The 19243-nt window shown below is 52.7% G+C and carries 20 protein-coding genes and 1 pseudogene; 6 read left to right on the top strand and 15 right to left on the bottom strand.

All coding sequences use genetic code 11. The annotated features are described in order from the left end of the window. Positions 1-98 precede the first annotated feature (98 nt). From H7U06_RS08035 to H7U06_RS08015, 5 genes and pseudogenes are all read right to left on the bottom strand, one after another. Positions 99-467: pseudogene (locus H7U06_RS08035) on the bottom strand (helix-turn-helix domain-containing protein); the annotation flags it as partial. A gap of 127 nt (positions 468-594) precedes the next feature. Further along, the gene (locus H7U06_RS08030) at positions 595-1146 is read right to left on the bottom strand and encodes a hypothetical protein (protein ID WP_175625631.1); all 552 of its coding nucleotides are present in this window, start codon (positions 1144-1146) and stop codon (positions 595-597) included. 158 nt (positions 1147-1304) lie between these two features. After that, on the bottom strand, positions 1305-2321 hold the full coding sequence (ilvC, locus tag H7U06_RS08025; protein ID WP_124573824.1) for a ketol-acid reductoisomerase: 1017 nt from the start codon (positions 2319-2321) through the stop codon (positions 1305-1307). A gap of 38 nt (positions 2322-2359) precedes the next feature. Continuing rightward, on the bottom strand, positions 2360-2851 hold the full coding sequence (ilvN, locus tag H7U06_RS08020) for an acetolactate synthase small subunit (protein WP_012080002.1): 492 nt from the start codon (positions 2849-2851) through the stop codon (positions 2360-2362). Next, complete coding sequence (locus H7U06_RS08015) at positions 2851-4602, bottom strand: acetolactate synthase 3 catalytic subunit (RefSeq protein ID WP_175625630.1); 1752 nt, start codon at positions 4600-4602, stop codon at positions 2851-2853. Before H7U06_RS08015 ends, ilvN begins: the two co-directional genes overlap by 1 nt. Positions 4603-5118: 516 nt before the next feature. Between H7U06_RS08015 and H7U06_RS08010 the strand changes: the two genes are divergently transcribed. The 6 genes from H7U06_RS08010 to H7U06_RS07985 all read left to right on the top strand — a co-directional run bounded on the left by H7U06_RS08010 (position 5119) and on the right by H7U06_RS07985 (position 8807). After that, positions 5119-5688, top strand: coding sequence for an RNA polymerase sigma factor (locus tag H7U06_RS08010; protein ID WP_175625629.1), 570 nt, complete (start codon positions 5119-5121; stop codon positions 5686-5688). After that, positions 5685-6095 carry a DUF3619 family protein gene (locus H7U06_RS08005; RefSeq protein ID WP_175625628.1) on the top strand — a complete coding sequence of 137 codons (411 nt, stop codon included), beginning with the start codon at positions 5685-5687 and terminating at the stop codon, positions 6093-6095. Before H7U06_RS08010 ends, H7U06_RS08005 begins: the two co-directional genes overlap by 4 nt. A 2-nt stretch (positions 6096-6097) precedes the next feature. After that, positions 6098-6811: a DUF3106 domain-containing protein gene (locus H7U06_RS08000; protein ID WP_175625627.1), complete on the top strand. Its 714-nt coding sequence runs from the start codon at positions 6098-6100 to the stop codon at positions 6809-6811. An 18-nt stretch (positions 6812-6829) separates the two neighbouring features. Continuing rightward, positions 6830-7327, top strand: coding sequence for an RDD family protein (locus tag H7U06_RS07995; RefSeq protein WP_175625626.1), 498 nt, complete (start codon positions 6830-6832; stop codon positions 7325-7327). 190 nt (positions 7328-7517) lie between these two features. Then, entirely contained in the window at positions 7518-8108 is a 591-nt protein-coding gene (locus H7U06_RS07990) for a phasin family protein (protein ID WP_175625625.1), read from the top strand. 102 nt (positions 8109-8210) lie between these two features. Continuing rightward, complete coding sequence (locus tag H7U06_RS07985) at positions 8211-8807, top strand: TIGR00730 family Rossman fold protein (RefSeq protein WP_175625624.1); 597 nt, start codon at positions 8211-8213, stop codon at positions 8805-8807. A gap of 10 nt (positions 8808-8817) precedes the next feature. On the opposite strand, the gene H7U06_RS07980 is transcribed toward H7U06_RS07985, so the two are convergent. The 10 genes from H7U06_RS07980 to truA form a co-directional block, all read right to left on the bottom strand. Continuing rightward, positions 8818-10059 (bottom strand): cystathionine gamma-synthase family protein, encoded by a 1242-nt coding sequence (locus H7U06_RS07980; RefSeq protein WP_175625623.1) that lies wholly within the window; start codon positions 10057-10059, stop codon positions 8818-8820. 77 nt (positions 10060-10136) lie between these two features. Beyond that, positions 10137-11654: an amidophosphoribosyltransferase gene (gene purF / locus H7U06_RS07975; protein WP_175625622.1), complete on the bottom strand. Its 1518-nt coding sequence runs from the start codon at positions 11652-11654 to the stop codon at positions 10137-10139. Positions 11655-11710: 56 nt separating this feature from the next. Then, on the bottom strand, positions 11711-12199 hold the full coding sequence (locus H7U06_RS07970) for a CvpA family protein (protein WP_175625621.1): 489 nt from the start codon (positions 12197-12199) through the stop codon (positions 11711-11713). Positions 12200-12229: 30 nt separating this feature from the next. After that, complete coding sequence (locus H7U06_RS07965; protein WP_175625620.1) at positions 12230-13111, bottom strand: SPOR domain-containing protein; 882 nt, start codon at positions 13109-13111, stop codon at positions 12230-12232. A gap of 20 nt (positions 13112-13131) precedes the next feature. After that, positions 13132-14430, bottom strand: coding sequence for a bifunctional tetrahydrofolate synthase/dihydrofolate synthase (folC, locus tag H7U06_RS07960; RefSeq protein WP_175625619.1), 1299 nt, complete (start codon positions 14428-14430; stop codon positions 13132-13134). Between the two features lie 96 nt (positions 14431-14526). Further along, positions 14527-15399, bottom strand: a complete 873-nt coding sequence (gene accD, locus H7U06_RS07955) for an acetyl-CoA carboxylase, carboxyltransferase subunit beta (RefSeq protein ID WP_175625618.1) — start codon at positions 15397-15399, stop codon at positions 14527-14529. 107 nt (positions 15400-15506) lie between these two features. Then, on the bottom strand, positions 15507-16304 hold the full coding sequence (trpA, locus tag H7U06_RS07950; RefSeq protein WP_175625617.1) for a tryptophan synthase subunit alpha: 798 nt from the start codon (positions 16302-16304) through the stop codon (positions 15507-15509). A 99-nt stretch (positions 16305-16403) separates the two neighbouring features. Then, entirely contained in the window at positions 16404-17675 is a 1272-nt protein-coding gene (gene trpB, locus H7U06_RS07945) for a tryptophan synthase subunit beta (protein WP_175625616.1), read from the bottom strand. Positions 17676-17689: 14 nt separating this feature from the next. Beyond that, positions 17690-18367 (bottom strand): phosphoribosylanthranilate isomerase, encoded by a 678-nt coding sequence (locus H7U06_RS07940; RefSeq protein ID WP_175625615.1) that lies wholly within the window; start codon positions 18365-18367, stop codon positions 17690-17692. A gap of 21 nt (positions 18368-18388) precedes the next feature. Next, positions 18389-19204, bottom strand: coding sequence for a tRNA pseudouridine(38-40) synthase TruA (gene truA / locus H7U06_RS07935; RefSeq protein WP_175625614.1), 816 nt, complete (start codon positions 19202-19204; stop codon positions 18389-18391). Positions 19205-19243: the final 39 nt, after the last annotated feature.

Below are 19243 nucleotides of genomic sequence, written 5' to 3'. Positions count from 1 at the left end.
CACATCAGCCATCGCGCACTACGACAATCGATACCAATAGATCCATACAGATAAATTCAAACAATAAAGGCGGACTTTCTTACTCAGTTAAGCCAGCATGTTGATTTGCTCGCAGAATTGACCCTCTCCAATTGATCCACCTTCCATTGTCTAGCGAAGGCTGCAACCCGATCATACGAACCTTCAAATCCCAAAGCACATAGGTCGATGTGCATCTGTTTCAAAGTCCGTCGTTGCTTCCGAGACTTCGCTGCCTCGGTCTTTAACCAGGCTGAAAGCTTGAACGCATATTTGTCGAGAGATGTTGGGGAACGTCGATCAGCATAGGCCGGCTCGACAATTTCCGAGCGTAGATAACGTCTGACGGTATTTCGGGAGATACCCAGTCGTTTGGATATTTCCCTCAATGAGACCTGGTCACGAAGGTGCCAGCGTCGAATAATTCCAAGTAAAGCCACGTCGATCACTCCATATCTCCTACTCACTTTGGTAAGTAGGATTGTGTTCTAAACGTGGGTCAGTTTTGGATGCAAATTATGCGGCTAAGTGGGTCAGTTTTCGACGCAAATCAACATTCAGACATATCCGTAGCTTTTAGGGGGTATTGCCAAGGTCGTCACCTTCGGTATGAATATCTTGGATAACCTGTTCGGATAAAGTCCATAGTCCGTAAGATGTACCTTTGACAGGATGATGGCGGGTGACGATCCCTTTCGAGCAGAGAGCTTTCAATCTATTTCGCACCTGCAATGTCAAATGTGAGCGTATCGGCAAAGGAAATCCAGCTTCCTTCCTTGTATCCAAAATTAAATTTACAATCTGATCGGAAGAAACGACTTCCCCTTGCCCTTTTTTGATCTGTTCACAGATTAGTCTTGTTAGCTCACCGCGTTTCATGTCGGTAATGGGATTTCGACCATTAATGACAGGAATGTTGCTGGGGTCAATTCGTAGGCTATGTAGCTGTATTGTCTGGTCTACGGACGCAAGGGTTTCTCTTAAAAGGGCTAGTTCGGCAATCAATTGCTGATACTTTTCAAACCTGCATCTATGAAGATCTAGGTATTCCTCAATCTTTCGAATAGAACCATCAATTCGACCTCGTTTTACCAAAAGCCATTTGATTGAAGAGGGTAACTTGTGCATACATTAAGTTACCACTCCCGGCTGTATCAATAAATTGCAACAGCGACATCATGGCGTGAGAACGAAAAAAAAGCCACGCTAGTGCGTGGCTTTTCGGCTGAGCGCGGCATGTGCTTGCAAGCACATGCCGTTTGATGCCCTGTGGCAGTGAAACTAAATTAGTTTTTAGTTTGGTCTACCAGTTTGTTTTTAGCAATCCATGGCATCATCGCGCGCAGTTTTGCACCAACTTCTTCGATTTGGTGTTCAGCTGTCAAACGACGACGGGAAATCAGGGTAGGTGCGCCTGCCTTGTTTTCCAGGATGAAGCTCTTCGCGTATTCGCCGGTTTGAATGTCTTTCAGGCATTGACGCATTGCATTTTTGGTGTCTTCAGTGACGACGCGTGGGCCGGTCACGTATTCACCGTATTCTGCATTGTTCGAGATCGAGTAGTTCATGTTAGCGATACCGCCTTCATAGATCAGATCAACGATCAGTTTCAGTTCGTGCAAGCATTCGAAGTAAGCCATTTCCGGAGCGTAACCAGCTTCGGTCAGGGTTTCGAAACCAGCTTTGATCAGTTCAACCGCGCCACCGCACAGAACAGCTTGTTCGCCGAACAAATCTGTTTCTGTTTCTTCGCGGAAGTTGGTTTCGATGATGCCAGCACGGCCGCCGCCGTTAGCCATTGCGTACGACAAAGCGATGTCGCGTGCGACGCCGGATTTGTCCTGGTACACAGCGATCAGGTGAGGCACGCCGCCACCTTGCGAGTAGGTACCACGTACGGTGTGGCCTGGTGCTTTTGGCGCGATCATGATGACGTCCAGATCAGCGCGTGGCACAACTTGACCGTAGTGAACGTTGAAGCCGTGTGCGAATGCCAGTACTGCGCCTTGTTTAGCGTAAGGAGCAACGTTTTCGTTGTAGACCTGAGCGATGTTTTCATCTGGCAGCAAAATCATGATGACGTCAGCAGCTTTAACTGCGTCATTGACTTCAGCAACGTTCAGACCTGCGTTCTTCACTTTATCCCAGGATGCGCCGCCTTTACGCAGACCGACAGTCACTTTGACGCCGGAATCGTTCAAGTTTTGCGCGTGCGCGTGACCTTGCGAACCGTAACCGATGATGGCAACGTTTTTACCTTTGATCAGCGACAGATCACAATCTTTATCGTAGAAAACTTTCATGATGTTCCTAAATGGTGTTGTTGGTGTGAATGAACTACTTAAACTTTGAGTATGCGTTCGCCGCGACCGATGCCGGAGCCGCCCGTACGGACAGTTTCCAGAATCGCCGTGCGATCGATCGAATCGATAAACGCGTCGAGCTTGGTTTTGTTACCGGTCAACTCGATGGTGTAAGTCTTGTCCGTGACGTCAATGATACGACCGCGGAAGATATCTGCAGTACGTTTCATTTCTTCACGCTCCTTACCGACCGCACGTATCTTGATGAGCATGAGCTCACGTTCGATAAACGCACCTTCGGTCAGGTCGACCACTTTCACCACTTCGATCAAACGGTTCAAATGCTTGGTGATTTGCTCAATCACATCGTCCGAGCCGCTGGTGACAATTGTCATCCGCGACAAGGTTGCATCTTCGGTTGGGGCCACGGTCAACGTTTCAATGTTGTAACCACGCGCAGAGAACAAGCCTACTACGCGCGACAAGGCACCCGCTTCATTTTCCAGTAAAACAGAAACGATATGGCGCATCACAGATCCTCCGAACCCAACAGCATTTCAGTCAAACCCTTGCCTGTCTTGACCATAGGCCAGACGTTTTCGGTTTGATCCGTAATGAAATTCATGAATACCAGTCGGTCTTTCATGTCGAACGCTTCTTTCAGTGCGCCATCGACATCAGCCGGATTTTCGATCTTCATACCGACGTGACCGTAAGACTCAACCAGCTTGTTAAAGTCAGGCAGGGAATCCATGTAGGACTCGGAATAACGTGAACCGTATTCCAGCTGTTGCCACTGACGAACCATACCGAGGAAGCGGTTGTTCAACAGAATGATTTTCGGTGTCAGGTGGTACTGCTTACAGGTCGCCAGTTCCTGGATACACATCTGGATCGATGCTTCACCAGTGATACAGGCAACGGTTGCATCCGGATTCGCCTTCTGCACACCCATCGCGTACGGCAAGCCGACGCCCATGGTGCCGAGACCACCCGAGTTGATCCAGCGACGTGGCTTGTTGAACGGATAGTATTGCGCCGCCCACATTTGATGCTGGCCTACGTCCGAAGTGATGAATGCATCACCCTTGGTGACTTCCCAGACTTTCTGGATCACCGATTGCGGCTTGATGACTTCTGTCGACTCTGCGAACTTCAGGCAATCACGCTTGCGCCATTCGTTGATTTGCTTCCACCACGCCGACAGCGCAACGCTGTTCGGTTTGGCATCGGCCGCATCCAGTTGCGCCAGCAATTCAACCAGCACTTCCTTGACGTTGCCAACGATAGGAATATCAACCTTGACGCGCTTCGAGATCGACGATGGATCAATGTCGATATGAATAATTTTGCGCGGAGTTGCAGAGAAATGTTTAGGGTTGCCGATCACGCGGTCATCAAAACGTGCGCCGATCGCGATCATCACGTCCGAATGCTGCATCGCCATGTTGGCTTCATAGGTGCCGTGCATACCTGGCATACCAACGAATTTGTCGCTCGAGGCTTTGTATGCGCCCAGACCCATCAGGGTGTTAGTGCATGGATAGCCGAGACGATCAACCAGACGATTCAGTTCTTCCGAAGCATTGGCCAGGATCACACCTCCGCCGGTGTAGATCATCGGACGCTCTGCTTGCAACAAGAGCTGCACAGCTTTGCGGATTTGACCGGAGTGACCTTTGTCTACCGGCTTGTACGAGCGCATTTCGACTTCTTGCGGATACTCGAACACGCACTTGTGCATCGTGATGTCTTTAGGGATGTCGATCAGCACCGGACCTGGACGGCCAGTGGTAGCGATGAAGAAAGCTTTCTTCATGGTCGCTGCCAGATCTTTGACATCCTTGACGAGGAAATTGTGTTTAACGCATGGACGGGTAATACCGACGGTATCGCATTCCTGGAATGCATCCAGGCCGATCGCGTGCGAAGGCACCTGACCGGAAATGACGATCATCGGAATCGAATCCATATACGCAGTCGCCAAACCGGTTACGGCATTGGTTACGCCAGGACCAGAGGTCACCAGGCAAACGCCGACTTTATTGGAGCTGCGGGAATATGCGTCAGCAGCATGTACGGCGGCCTGTTCGTGGCGCACCAGGATATGCTGGAATTTGCTGTGATTGAAAATCGCGTCGTAGATGTAGAGCACTGCGCCGCCAGGGTAGCCGAACACATGTTCAACACCTTCTTCAGCCAGGCAACGGACAACGATTTCGGCGCCAGTCAGTTCTTCGCCGATTTTATTATTGCTGGTAGTACTTGTTTCATTGGTCATGCTAACGTCCTTTCAAGGTCCATTGGAAATTGATCGGATGCTCTCTCCTGATGAAACCGCTTAATACTCCAGTGCTTAGGCATCCCTTTTTTGTGCGGTCACGCCGATTCGTCACACATGTGTGTATGTGTTTCAAAAAGACGCTTAACGCGACTCGTTCAGCCAGAGGTTCTGGGGTAATGACGGATTTCTCGCGCTTGTGGCGCGGGTTAGAGCAAACAGCTTTCAAATTGTTTGAAGCGCGTCCCTCAACAAAATTGCATCATGCGCAATATGCGGAAAGACCATGGGTACCCTTTGAGATGGTAAGGGGAACGATACGTTACTGCGTTGCACAATATAGGTCAAGCTAAATCGCTGGAAAGCGGTGTGAAATCAACGATTTTGCGCAAAAAGCACCCACAAACGAGGCTTTTTTGCTAGCATGCGTGCAGTTTAAAAACGTGATCGTCGAATTGTTAAGACATCTCATCCCGAAACACCCTCGGCAGCGTTCAATCGAATGCGCTGCATCCAATGGCAACTGATAAAGAACTTTCGGATTTTCTCGAAGATGTCGAACGCCGCGCCTTCAAACAGGCGGTGTACGCGGTTCGCAAGGAAGAATCGGCACTGGACATCGTCCAGGATGCCATGATCAAGCTCGCAGAGAAATACGGCGACAAGCCCGCCCCCGAACTCCCCATGCTGTTCCAGCGCATCCTGCAAAATACTATCCGCGACTATTTTCGCCGCGAAAAAGTCCGCACTTCGTGGATTAGTCTGTTTTCCAGCTTCGGAAATAAGCAAGAAGACCAGGAAAATTTCGATGCGATGGATATGATAGAGGCAGAGGAAGGCAGTTTTGGCTCCGAAACCGGCCTGGTCAAGCTGGAACGCAAGCAAATCCTCGAATTCATAGAGCATGAAGTACAAAATCTCCCATCGCGTCAACGAGAAGCCTTCCTGATGCGTTATTGGCAGGATCTGAACGTGGCAGAAACTGCCGCCGTAATGGGATGCTCTGAAGGAAGTGTAAAAACGCACTGTTCCCGTGCAACGCATGCCTTGGCTCAGGCGCTCAAAGCCAAAGGAATTTACCTATGAAAACCAAAGAACTGGATCTCGCATACAAGTTGAGCCATGCGCTGGATGAAAGCGCCAACACAGTTTCGGCAAACACCGCCGAACGCCTGGCATCTGCACGCAAAATCGCGTTATCCCGCAAAAAGCAAGGGGTCGCAGTGCCTGCATTCGTGGCGCAGCCTGCACTTGCATCCTACGGCAGCGCGCCTACTCCGTCGCATAGCCGCTGGGCCTGGCTGGGTCGTATGGGCCTGGCTTTGCCGCTGGCTGCTTTGGTTTTCGGCCTGTTTGCCATCTATCAGTTTGAACAACAACAGCAAATCATGGATTCCGCATCGATTGATGCGGAAGTATTAACTGACGATCTGCCTATATCTGCTTATCTGGATCATGGTTTTGATGCATTTTTAGCAAAAGGGGACAAATAGGCATGAAGGCATGGATTTTTTCCCTGAATACATCAGCTCCAGGGAAAATCACTAATACCCTCTTCGCCTTGTCCCTTGCATATACCAGTGCAACGCAAGCAACGCCGGCTAGCGCGCCGACGCCTGCACCTGCGCCCGCTGCTCCGGTTGTCACCAAACCCGTAGTCAAAGCAACGCCTGCACCTGCCAAGACCAGCACCAAATCAGAGTGGAACAAACTCAGCCCCGCCCAAAAGCAGGCGCTGGAACCATTGGCTGGTGACTGGCACAAGCTGGACGCCTTCCGCAAAGAGAAATGGCTGGAGCTGGCAAATCGCTTTGCCAGCATGACACCGCCTGAACAGGAACGCATGCAGGAACGCATGCGTGACTGGGTCAAACTGACTCCTGAGCAAAGACGTCTGGCGCGCGAAAACTACAATCGCGCAAAAAAACTGAATGCCGAACAAAAAGCCCGGCAGTGGGAAGAATATCAACAGCTGCCTGACGAAAAGAAAAAGCAATTGGCTGAAACATCGCCACCACCCAAGCGCATCGTCAATCCGCCGCGCCTGAGTAACGCGCAAGGCCTCAGCAATGGACAAAATCCGGTGCCAGTAAAGCCGGCCAAACCAGTCCCGGCCAAACAACCGGTGCCGCGTCAGGAAGCGATACAACCTTCATTACCTCCACCGGCGGCAGTGCCGGCTACAGCGCCTGCGGTACAATCACAATAAAACTACCGCTCGCGCCTTATGTCATTGAATAGCTCTGATACGCCTACGATCAAACGCCGCCTGACTACAATGATTTATGAAGGCGTCCTGCTATTCGGTGTGATTGCCATAGCCGGCCTGCTGTTCTCCACCATTTTCCAGCAACGTAATGCCCTCTATCTGCGCCATGCCTTGCAGTACTGGCTGTTCTTTGTCGTCGGCGCCTATTTCGTCTGGTTCTGGATACACAGCGGTCAAACGCTGCCGATGAAAACCTGGCGCATCCGTCTGGTGACAGTTGATAACCATACGCTGAGCTTCAAACATGCGGTCGCACGCTACTTCCTTGCCTGGTTGTGGTTCCTGCCCGGACTGGCGATTGCATGGGCGCTGGATGCCAAAGCATGGACTTCGGTGGCCATCGTCTGCGCCAACATCGCTGCTTGGGCACTCGCTGCCTATGTGCATCCGAGCCGCCAATTCCTGCATGACCGCATCGCCGGTACCAAGCTGATCCAGCTCAGCAAAATCAAATAATCCACCGCCTGCCACGCGCAGGCATGGCTTCCCGCCCCGCCCTGCTACGCTATTTGCCATCAAAAGTGAATCTTGTTGATTCCTTATGGTCTATGCATAGGTAGAATGAGTCGTACCTTCAGTATTCATCTTGATCGACGTGCCATGCCTATATAGGCATTTTTGTTTAACCAAAAAGCGGAGAAGTCACATGGTAAAGAAACTGAAAAAAACAACGAAATCAGGAAGCAAACAACTGTCCGATGGCGTACACGCTTCAGCCCAGCAAATCTGGCAAGCAGGCCTGGAAGCCTTTGCCAAGACGCAGCAAGAAGGTGAAAAAGTCCTCGCCAAGCTTGCCAAAAAAGGCAGCAACCTGCACAAGCGCACACGCAAGATCGCTGAAAGCAAAGTGGCCAATGTCTCTGATGGTTTGCTCAAACTCAGCGACAACGTCGGCAAACAGGCATCCAGCTCCTGGGACAAGCTGGAGCAATTGATCGAAAACACGGTCGCCAATTCGCTCAATCACTTTGGCGTTTCAACCAAAAAAGAACTGGAAGCGCTGCACAAGCGCATCGACAGCCTGACCAAATCAGCCACTGGAGTTACAAAAAAACCAGCAGCTAAGAAAACTGCAGGCAAAAAGGCCGCCGCCAAGAAAACAGTGGCGAAGAAAGCGGTAGCGAAAAAAGCAGCAGCCAAACCAGCTGCAAAAAAATCGCCAGTCAAGAAAGCCCCGGCCAGGAAAGCAGCGGCGAAAAAACCGGCAGCACGTAAAGCCGCTGTAAAAACTGCTTAAGCCAATTCCAGTAAGTTAATATCTCGTACCGCAGGGTTTGCGCCTGGCGCAAACCCGCTTTCGTAACATCGCATATCCAACCATCACCTCCCTGCTCTGAAAATGAAATCTCTTTGTGTTTATTGCGGCTCGTCTTATGGAGCCAAACCGATTTATGCCGAAGCTGCACGCTCACTGGCCAAAGAAATGGTCGATCGCCAGATCGAGCTGGTCTATGGCGGCGGCAATGTCGGCTTAATGGGCGTCATTGCCAACGAAATCCTGCGCCTGGGCGGCAAAGCCACTGGCGTGATTCCTCAAGCCTTAATGGATAAGGAAGTCGGACACAAAGAACTCACGCATTTGCACGTGGTGAAGGACATGCACGAACGCAAAGCATTGATGGCTGAACTATCGGATGGTTTTGTTGCGATGCCGGGCGGCATAGGCACGCTGGAAGAGCTGTTTGAAATCCTGACCTGGTCGCAACTTGGTTTCCATCAGAAACCGATAGGCGTATTGAATGTCGATGGCTTTTATGACGGGCTGGTCGCCTTCCTGCAAAACCAGGTCGCACAAGGTTTTGTGAAAGCAAACCAGGCCGCATTGATGATGCACGAAAATACCGCCCTCGCGCTGCTGATACGTTTGCAGACTTTCGTACCGCAACCCAGCACCAAGGTGCTGGATGCGCTGGCAGCTAAAACACTGCTGCCTTAATTTTACTCATTCATGCATCCAGCGCCTGGCGGAAATCTTCCACCAGGTCTGCGGTGTCTTCTATCCCTATCGACACACGGATCAGTGATTCTGCGATTCCCATGCTGGCACGACGCTCGGCACCCATTTCATAGAAAATGGTATGCGCGACCGGTATCACCAGTGTGCGGGTATCGCCGAGATTACTGGCCGACACGCCCAGTTGCAGGCGATTCAGGTAATCGAAGCAATCGATGCCATCCTTCAGTTCGAAACTGAACAAGCTGCCATACGCACGGAATAGTTCAGTCGAGATCGCGTGCTGCGGATGTGATTTCAAACCCGGGTAATACACTGCGGCGACGCGCTCATCTGCTTCCAGCATCTGCGCGACAGCCAGCGCATTCGCACATTCACGATCCAGGCGCAACGCCATAGTTTCCGCGCCAACTGCCAGATGATGTGCAGCCTCTGGTCCGAGCGAACCACCAAAATCGCGCAAGGCTTTAGCACGTATCTGTGCCATACCCCACTGCGCCGTCGGGTAACGTTTATAGGTTTCGAGGATATTCGGGAAACGAGCCCAGTCATACAAACCGGTATCGGTCAGGCTACCACCCAATGCGTTACCGTGGCCGCCTATCGATTTGGTCAGCGCGTTGATGACGATGCTGGCACCCACCGTTTTCGGACGGAACAGATACGGCGAAGTCATGGTGTTATCGACGACATACAGGATGCCGCGCTCTGCGCACAGCTTGCCTATGCGCGCCAGATCGGCGACCTGGGTGCGCGGATTGGCGATGGTTTCAACGAAGACGATACGCGTGTTGGGCTGAATCGCTGCTTCCACGTTTTTGACGTCGGTCGCATCCACCATAGCGATCTTGACGCCCTGCCCGCCTACGGTTTGCCACAGGCTATTGGTATTCCCGAACAGGAAGGCCGACGACACCACATGGTCACCCTCACGCAACAAAGCCTGTACCACTGCACCTATCGCCGCCATGCCAGTGGCAAAGCAAATCGTGGAAAGACCTTCTTCCATCTTGTTCACTTTATCTTCCAGCGCGGCTACTGTCGGATTGCCCTGGCGGCCATAGCGGTAACCAGGCTTCTTGCCCTGGAATACCGTAGCCAGCTCACGTGCATCGTTATAACCGAAAGTCACCGAGGTATGGATAGGTTTATGCAGCGAACCATGCTCGATGTCTTTTTGACGATCGCTATGCAGGGTCGTAGTGGTAAAGCCGTATTTTTTGGAGTCTGTCATGATGGCCAAGAAAAAAATGCCTGAATGCACACTTGCGCGTGCAAATCAGGCATAGCTGTAACGTAGCTTAAATAGAATTAATCTACCTGTGCCAGATTCAAATTCAATTGCGAGCGAACGCTATCGTCCACTTCCGGTTTTGGATTATTGCGAGCGAACTCGATACGATCCAGATAGTCGCGTGAAATATCGCCAGTCACGTAGATGCCGTCAAAGCACGATGCTTCCAGGCTCTTCAATGCAGGATTCACATCAGAGATCGAACGTTTCAATGCTTCGATGTCCTGATAAATCAATGCGTCTGCAGTAATTTCGCGGCACACTTCTTCGGTGCTGCGACCGTAGGCGATCAATTCGGCACGGGTCGGCATATCGATACCGTACACGTTCGGAAATTTCACTGGTGGCGCTGCGGAAGCGAAGATAACTTTCTTCGCGCCAGCTTCACGTGCCATCTGTACGATTTCGCGGCTGGTAGTACCACGGACGATGGAGTCATCGACCAACAATACATTCTTGCCTTTGAACTCGGAGCCGATCGCATTCAGCTTCTGACGTACCGACTTGCTACGAATAGCTTGTCCTGGCATCAGGAAGGTACGACCGATGTAACGGTTTTTGATGAAGCCTTCGCGGTATTCAATGTTCAGCTTCTGCGCCAGTTCCATCGCTGCAGGACGCGACGAATCAGGGATAGGCATTACTACATCGATATCGCCGAGCGGGATTTCGCGTTTGATTTTTTCTGCCAGGTACTCACCCATTTTCAGGCGGGTTGCATATACCGAAGCGCCATCAATGATGGAATCTGGACGAGCGAAATAAACGTATTCAAACGCGCATGGATTGAGCGTCGGATTTTCCGCACATTGCTGGTTGTACAGTTTGCCTTCGATGTCGATGAAGATCGCTTCGCCTGGCAATACATCGCGCAGGAAACGGAAACCGAGGCCTTCGAGTGCGACCGATTCGCTGGCAACCAGGTACTCGGTGCCGTGATCGGTTTCATTGAAGCCTATGCACAGTGGACGGATACCGAACGGATCGCGGAACGCCAGCAAGCCGTAGCCTGCGATTTGCGCGGTGACTGCATACGAACCACGTACACGCTTGTGCACCATCGCAACGGCTTTGAAGATTGCAGCAGGATCGAGCGAGTAACCGGTGGTTGCTTGCTGGATTTCATGAGCCAGTACATTCAACAAGACTTCCGAATCGGAGGTCGTGTTGATGTGACGCCTGTCATTTTTGAACATCTCGATTTTGAGCTGTTCCCAGTTCGTCAGGTTACCGTTGTGCGCCATGATGATGCCGAACGGCGCGTTGACGTAGAACGGCTGCGCTTCTTCCGCACTGGAAGAACCGGCAGTCGGGTAGCGGACCTGGCCGACACCCGAGTTACCGAACAGCGAACGCATATTGCGGGTGCGGAAGACATCCCGTACCAGCCCGTTCGCCTTGTGCATGCTGAATGTATTGCCGTTATCGGTAGCGATACCGGCAGCATCCTGACCACGGTGCTGCAGAAGCAGCAACGCGTCATAAATCAATTGATTGACAGGGGTGTGAGAAACAACGCCAACAATGCCACACATGGTGGACTCCTCAACTAAAGCAAATTAAAACTAAGAATTATTTATATTATGGTGAATCAGAATTCTATGTGCTGCGCAAACTCGCCCGGCAGGAAGGGTTTGACCGTATGTGCGGCAGTTTCTGCCAGCGGACTAAACAGTGCATTCTTCCAGAACGGCTGCTGTGGAATCGCCGTCATGCCGCACAACAATACCGCCGCCAGCACGATCAGCAAACCACGCGCCAAACCAAACAAACCACCCAGCCCCCGGTCTGCCAGTGTCAGGCCCGAAGCCTTGATCACCGCGTCCAGCGCCATCGTCAGCAAGCCCATCAGGATGCGTACACCGATGAACAATACGATAAAAGCCACTATCAGGCGTGCCGTCTTGCCCGGCACCATTTCCGGCAGCCACAACGCCAATGTCTCACCATAGGCATTGGCAACAAAAAATGCCACTATCCAGCTCAGCAGGGACAGGATTTCTTTCACCAGTCCGCGCAAGGTACTGATCACCACCGAACAAATCAGTACAAATAAAACCAGATAATCAAAAATCGTCACAGTCGCTCTGCTTCACTGCCTTGCGACATATCAGGCCGGGAAGGATTTGCCGGTCAAACCGATTTTGGTCAGTTTGGCACGTGCTTTATCGGCTTCCGCTTCATTCGCAAATGGGCCGATGCGGACACGGATACGCTCACCCGATGCCGTCGCCACTTTTTGCGTATGTGACTTCAAACCTGCTGCCTGCAGCTTCTTCTGCAATTCATTGACCTTGTCCTGCGATGCCAGTGCTGCGACTTGCAATACCACCTTGCCGGATGCGTGAGGAGCAGCGGACGGAACCGGCTTGCCTTCCAGGATAGCGCGTGCCCGTGCCGCTTCGTCCGCCTTGCTAACACTTGGAGCATGCGGTGTTGCTTTTGGTTCTGCGGCTTCCGGCTTGGCGCTCGCTACTTGCGGCTTTTTCTCTGCTTCGGCCGGTTTAGACTCGGCTTTTACCGTTTCTTTGGGTGTTTCTTTAGGCGTGTCCTTGGCCGCAGCAACAGGCGCTGCTATCGGCGCCGCTGGACCCGGCTCAACGATCTCTTCTTCCGCGCTCAAGGAATTGCTCGGGGCGGTAGCGGCAGCGCTGTCTGCCTTGGCTACCAGCCCGGCTTTGGCTTGTGCCGCCGGAGCGGGTGTGTCTTTGGATGGAATCTGGATATCGATATCGTCAGGCAGCTGTCTCGGCTCGGAGTCCAGGATCATAGGCAAACCGATAATGGCGGCCAGAACCAGTGCAATCGCACCCACCAGGCGGCGGCGCGCACGTTTCTTTTCTGGCAAGACCGGATCTACCGGCTCCTCGCGTCTGTTGCCCTGCTTGCGCTTGCCGCGAGCCGGTTTTTCTTCATCAGCCTGCGAATAAAAATCGCTCTTGCCGGTCGATGAATCCTGCTGATTTTTACGAAGAAACGAGAACAAGCCCATACGATGTAATGTGAAATTCGTCAGTGATGTTCGGAATTACGGAATTCCATGACGCCAGCAACTGTCAGGAACGATCCGAAAACCGCAATTCTATCATTCTCCCCTGCTCGGCTGAGTGCATTTGCAAAAGCTTCTGCAGGTGAGGCAAAGGTGAGGATGCTACGTTCGGTATCACTCGCGGGTGGTATTTCGCCATAAGCATGCACCAGTCGGTCCTTGATCTCGGTCGCACTGGCTGCGCGTGGCAACGGCAAATCAGTCACACACCAGTGGTCAACGCGGCCTTTCAGATGGGCGATGACACCGTCTATATCCTTGTCTTGCATCGCGCCGAACACCGCGTAGGTGTATGGCGCGAAGTTCATATTGTCGAGATTTTGCGCCAAAGTGGCAGCCGCGTGCGGGTTATGCGCCACATCCAGGATGACGGTAGGCTGTCCTGGCAACACCTGAAAACGACCCGGCAAATCGACAACAGCCAGGCCGGTACGTACTTCCTGCGCACCGACCGGCAAGCGCAAGCGCAGCGCTTCCAGCGCCGCCAACACGGATGAGGCGTTTAATAGCTGATTGGCACCGCGCAAGGCCGGGTAACCGAGGGAATTGCGACGACGGCCACGACCACTGAAATTCCACTGCTGCTTGTCACCGGAATAATTGAAATCACGATTGAACAGCCACAGATCAGCGCCTATTTTTTCGGCATGCTCGACCAGCGAAGCTGGCGGCACCGGATCACCGCAAATCGCGGTTTTACCGGCACGGAAAATCCCGGCCTTCTCAAAGCCGATTTTTTCGCGGGTATCACCCAGGTATTCGGTGTGATCGATATCCACGCTGGTCACGATAGCAACATCGGCATCCAGCACATTGACTGCATCCAGTCGGCCACCGAGGCCGACTTCAAAGATCACGGCATCCAGCTTTGCATCTGCAAACAATTGGATGGCCGCCAGTGTGGTGAATTCGAAATAGGACAGGGAAACATCGCCGCGCACCGCTTCCAGCTTGTCAAACGCGGTTATCAATTCCTGATCGCTGCAGGAGACGCCATTCAGACGCATGCGCTCGTTGAAGTGCAGCAAGTGTGGCGAGGTGTACAAACCGACGCGATAACCGGCACGCAAGAGTATCGCTTCCAGCATCGCACAGGTAGAGCCCTTGCCGTTGGTACCGCCGACGATAATCACCGGACACTCGAACTGCACATGCATCGCCTGTTTGACCTGGCGCACGCGATCCAGCCCCATATCTATGGCTTTCGGATGCATCGCTTCCAGGCGGCTTAGCCAGTCAGCCAGGGTCGTGGGATTTTCCATGCAAACTCGTCAGGTAGAGAACACTATGTAAAGGCGAAAACGCAAATAAAAAGCCCGAACGCATAAGGTTCGGGCTTTTTAGACTAAGCCGGGGGATCAGGCCAGGACTTCAGCCGCCTGATTTTGCAACAAGGCCAGGATACGAGCGATTTCTTCGCGCATTTTACGGCGGTCAACAATCATGTCGACTGCACCTTTTTGCACCAGGAATTCGGCACGCTGGAAGCCTTCCGGCAGCTTTTCACGTACGGTGTTTTCAATCACGCGCGGACCGGCAAAACCGATCAAAGCCTTAGGCTCGGCGATCACGACGTCACCCATGAAGGCAAAGGAAGCGGAAACGCCACCCATGGTCGGATCGGTCAGAACCGAAATAAACGGCAATTTCTTTTCTGACAACTTGGTCAACATGGCCGTGGTTTTGGCCATTTGCATTAATGACAACAAACCTTCCTGCATACGCGCACCACCGGTAGCGGTAATGCAGATTAGCGGTACTTTTTGTTCCAGTGCGGTCTGGGCAGCACGGGCGAAACGTTCGCCGACGACGGAGCCCATGGAACCACCCATAAATTCGAATTCAAAGCAGGCTACGACCACTGGCAGGCTCATGATGGAGCCGCCGAGGACAACCAGCGCATCGGTCTCGCCGGTTGCTTCCAGCGCCGATTTCAGGCGATCAGGGTATTTTTTGCTGTCTTTGAACTTGAGGGTATCGACCGGCAGGACTTCCTGGCCGATGTCGTAACGGCCGCCTGCGTCGAGCAAGGCGTCGAGACGGTCACGCGCGCGGATGCGCATGTGATGGTCGCATTTAGGGCAAACGTGGATATTCGATTCCAGATCCGTGCGATACAGGACTGCTTCGCAGGATGGGCATTTAACCCACAAACCTTCCGGGATGGACTTGCGTTGCGCAGCATCGGAACGTTGGATACGTGGGGGAAGTAACTTTTCTAGCCAACTCATCGTGACCTCTTTCAATTTTGTACTGGCCGAATTGTACCGTTTGCACGGCAATTCGCCACAATTACGTGTCGGACAGTATTTTACTTGTCTAACACGACATTTTCATCTTATTCGTCCAAAGCCTTGCGGATACCGGCTATAAACGTTTGCACTCTTTCAACAGCTTGCTCGCGCGGGCTGTTTTCCAGCTCCTGGATGATCCGGCTGCCGATCACAACAGCGTCGGACACTGCCGCAACTGCTTTGGCCGTTGCCGCGTCGCGAATACCGAAACCGACACCGATAGGCAATTTCACATATTTACGGATTGCAGCGATGCGTTCTGCCACTTCCTTGGTATCAATATTGGCCGCGCCGGTCACGCCCTTGAGCGACACGTAGTAGCTAAAGCCGCTACCGAATTTAGCTACTTGCTGGATACGTTCTTCGGTCGAGGTAGGCGACAACAGGAAGATAGGATCCATATCGTTCGCCTTCAAAGTCTCGGCAAATTCTTCACACTCTTCCGGCGGGTAATCCACCACGATGGTGCCATCGACACCGGCCGCCTTGGCCGCCAGTACGAACTTGGTTTGCCCCATGCGTTCGATCGGGTTGGCATAACCCATCAGTACCACCGGTGTGGTGTTATTGGTCTTGCGGAACTCACTGACGAAGCCCAGCACGTCATGCATGCTGACGCCGAATACCAGTGCACGTTCGCAGGCGCGCTGAATGACCGGGCCTTCGGCCATCGGGTCCGAAAAAGGTACGCCCAATTCCAAAATATCGGCACCGCCTGCGACCAGCGCATGCATCAGCGGCACTGTCAGTTCGGGAGCCGGATCACCAGCGGTAATGAAAGGAATGAGACCTTTTTTATTCTTTGCCGCCAACGCGGCCAGGGTGGACTGAATTCTGGACATGGAGATACTTTATAAATTTTCCGGACTGGATGAACCGTAATTTGAGCAACAGGCATCAGAATTCCGCTACTGCTCAGCAGCGGAGTCCTGCGCGCAGATTTAATCGAATTGCAAGCCTATGCGTTGCGCCACTGTATGCATATCCTTGTCGCCACGACCCGAGAGATTCGCCAGCACGACCTTGTCTTTCGGCAGGGTTGCTGCCAGCTTGGCAGCGTAAGCCAGGGCGTGGCTGGATTCCAGCGCCGGAATGATGCCTTCGATATGGCAGCAATCGTGGAACGCCTGCAGCGCTTCGTCGTCGGTGATGGTGACGTATTGCGCACGACCAGAGTCTTTCAACCACGAGTGTTCAGGGCCTACGCCCGGATAATCGAGACCGGCAGAAACCGAATGTGTTTCGATGATCTGACCGTTTTCATCCTGCAACAGATAGGTACGATTGCCGTGCAAGACACCTGGCGAACCGGCAGTCAGCGAAGCCGAATGCTTGCCGCTGTCCAGACCCTCTCCCGCAGCTTCGACGCCAACCAGTTGCACGTTCTTGTGCTCGATGTAGGGATAGAAAATACCCATCGCATTCGAACCACCACCGATACAAGCCACCACATAATCAGGCTGACGGCTGGTCATTTCCGGCATTTGTTGTATGCACTCGTTACCAATCACGGACTGGAAGTCACGCACCATCATCGGGTATGGGTGCGGGCCTGCCACCGTGCCGATGATGTAGAAAGTGTTTTCGATGTTGGTCACCCAGTCGCGCATCGCTTCGTTCAACGCGTCTTTCAGCGTCTTCGAACCGGATTCGACTGGTACCACTTTCGCACCCAGCAGCTTCATCCGATAAACGTTTTGCGCCTGGCGTTTGACGTCTTCGCTACCCATGTAGACCACGCATTCGAGGCCAAAGCGTGCGCATATGGTCGCGGTCGCTACACCATGCTGGCCAGCACCGGTTTCCGCGATGATGCGCGGCTTGCCCATGCGTTTGGCGAGCAAAGCCTGACCAATCACGTTGTTGATTTTGTGCGCGCCGGTGTGATTCAGGTCTTCACGTTTGAAGTAAATCTGCGCACCACCCATTTTTTCAGACCAGCGTTGGGCGTGATAAATCGGGCTGGGACGACCGACGAAATGCTTGAGGTCGTAATGGAATTCGGCGAGGAAGGAAGGATCTTTGCTGTAATGCGCGTATGCTTCTTTCAGCTCAGCCAGCGCATGGCTCAGGGTTTCTGCAACGAAGCTGCCGCCGTATGGACCGAAGTGGCCGCGGGCATCAGGCAAATTGTATGGTGCAGTCTGATGCAAAGCGCTTTCTGCAATCGCTTGTCGCTCGGCAAAACTGCCCAGCACGTCTAATTCTTTCATGGCTTTTCTCTTTGCTATTTTGTCTGGTCCGCGGTGGCATCTGCTGCTCGCACCGCGGCGATGAAGGCGCGTATTTTTGCCGCGTCCTTGATCCCTTTGTCTAGTTCGACACCACTGCTGATGTCGACCGCATAGGGACGTACGCGTTGTACCGCGTCAGTCGCGTTTTGTACGCTCAAGCCACCACTTAAAACGACCCGAGGCGCGATGTTTTCTGGAATGAGAGACCAATCGAAGACCTTTCCGCCGCCGCCATAGCCATCTACAAAGGCATCCAGCAACAAGCCGGTGAACAATGTGCTGGCAGCGCGATAATCAGACTCGTATTCTAGCAAATCGGCCGCCTGCATACCCTCTTTTACGCGAATTGCGCGTATGAAGGGCCGATTTACCGCTTTTGCTATCGCCGCGCAGTGTTCCGGCGTCTCATCGCCATGGAATTGCAGCAAGGCAATAGGAGCTTGCGCAATGATGGCCTGCACTTCTTCCAGCGTCGCATTGACAAATAAACCAACCGGCGTAACGAAAGGCGGAATCTGCGCGATCAGTTGCCCGGCTGCTGCTGCAGCGATGTAGCGCGGGCTCTTCGGATAAAACACGAAGCCGACGGCATCAGCACCTGCCGCAATCGCGCTTTGCACATCCTGCGGCCGCGTCAGGCCACATATCTTGATTCGGGTACGGTGTGTCATTGTGTATGTTTGGTATCAGTCTTAAGACCAAAAGAAATTCTGCACTTCCAGTTGCGGCAACTGCCACTTCGGATCGTAATCGATTTTGGCCAGGTACAAGCCGTCCGGCATGAAGGTCGGTGCGGCGAACTTGCGGTCACGTCCGTCCAGTATTTGCTTCAGCCACTCAGGCGGCTGCGAGCCATTGCCGACATAAATCAGCGAACCGACGATATTGCGCACCATGTGATGCAGGAAGGCATTCGCATGCAGCGTAAACATGATCAGGTCACCGCGCTGCTCTATCTTGATCGAGTACATGCTTTTGACCGGTGATTTGGCCTGGCACTGTACCGAACGGAAAGTCGAGAAATCATGTTCGCCCAACAAGTGCTGTGCCGCAAGCTGCATACGCGCCACATCCAGCTTGCGGAATACCCAGCCAGCCCTCCCTTCCAGCAAAGGCGAGCGCACCGGATTGTTGTACAGCACGTATTGGTACATGCGCGAACGCGCACTGAAACGCGCATGGAAATTATCCTGCTCGTCCGGACGGTGCGGGACTTCCGTCGCCCACCGCACCGCTATCGATGGTGGCAAAAAGGTATTCACACCACGCACCCAGGACGACATATCGCGTTCCAGTGTAGTGTCAAAATGCACAACTTGCTCCAGTCCATGCACACCGGCATCGGTACGACCGGCGCACACGGTAGAGACATCCTGCAGCGTGAATTTATGCAGGGCGAATTCCAGCCTGTCCTGTACGGTCAGCCCGTTCAGCTGTGTCTGCCAGCCCTGCCACGGCGTACCGTCATATTGCACGCCAAGCACGATGCGTTTGGATACTCCACTCATAGAGAGAATTTACCGGAAAAATCGAAACTAAAAATGAAA

The organism is Herminiimonas sp. Marseille-P9896 (assembly GCF_903993245.1).
GTDB classification, from domain to species: Bacteria; Pseudomonadota; Gammaproteobacteria; order Burkholderiales; family Burkholderiaceae_D; genus Oxalicibacterium; species Oxalicibacterium contaminans.
This window is presented reverse-complemented; position numbering and strand designations above follow the sequence as displayed.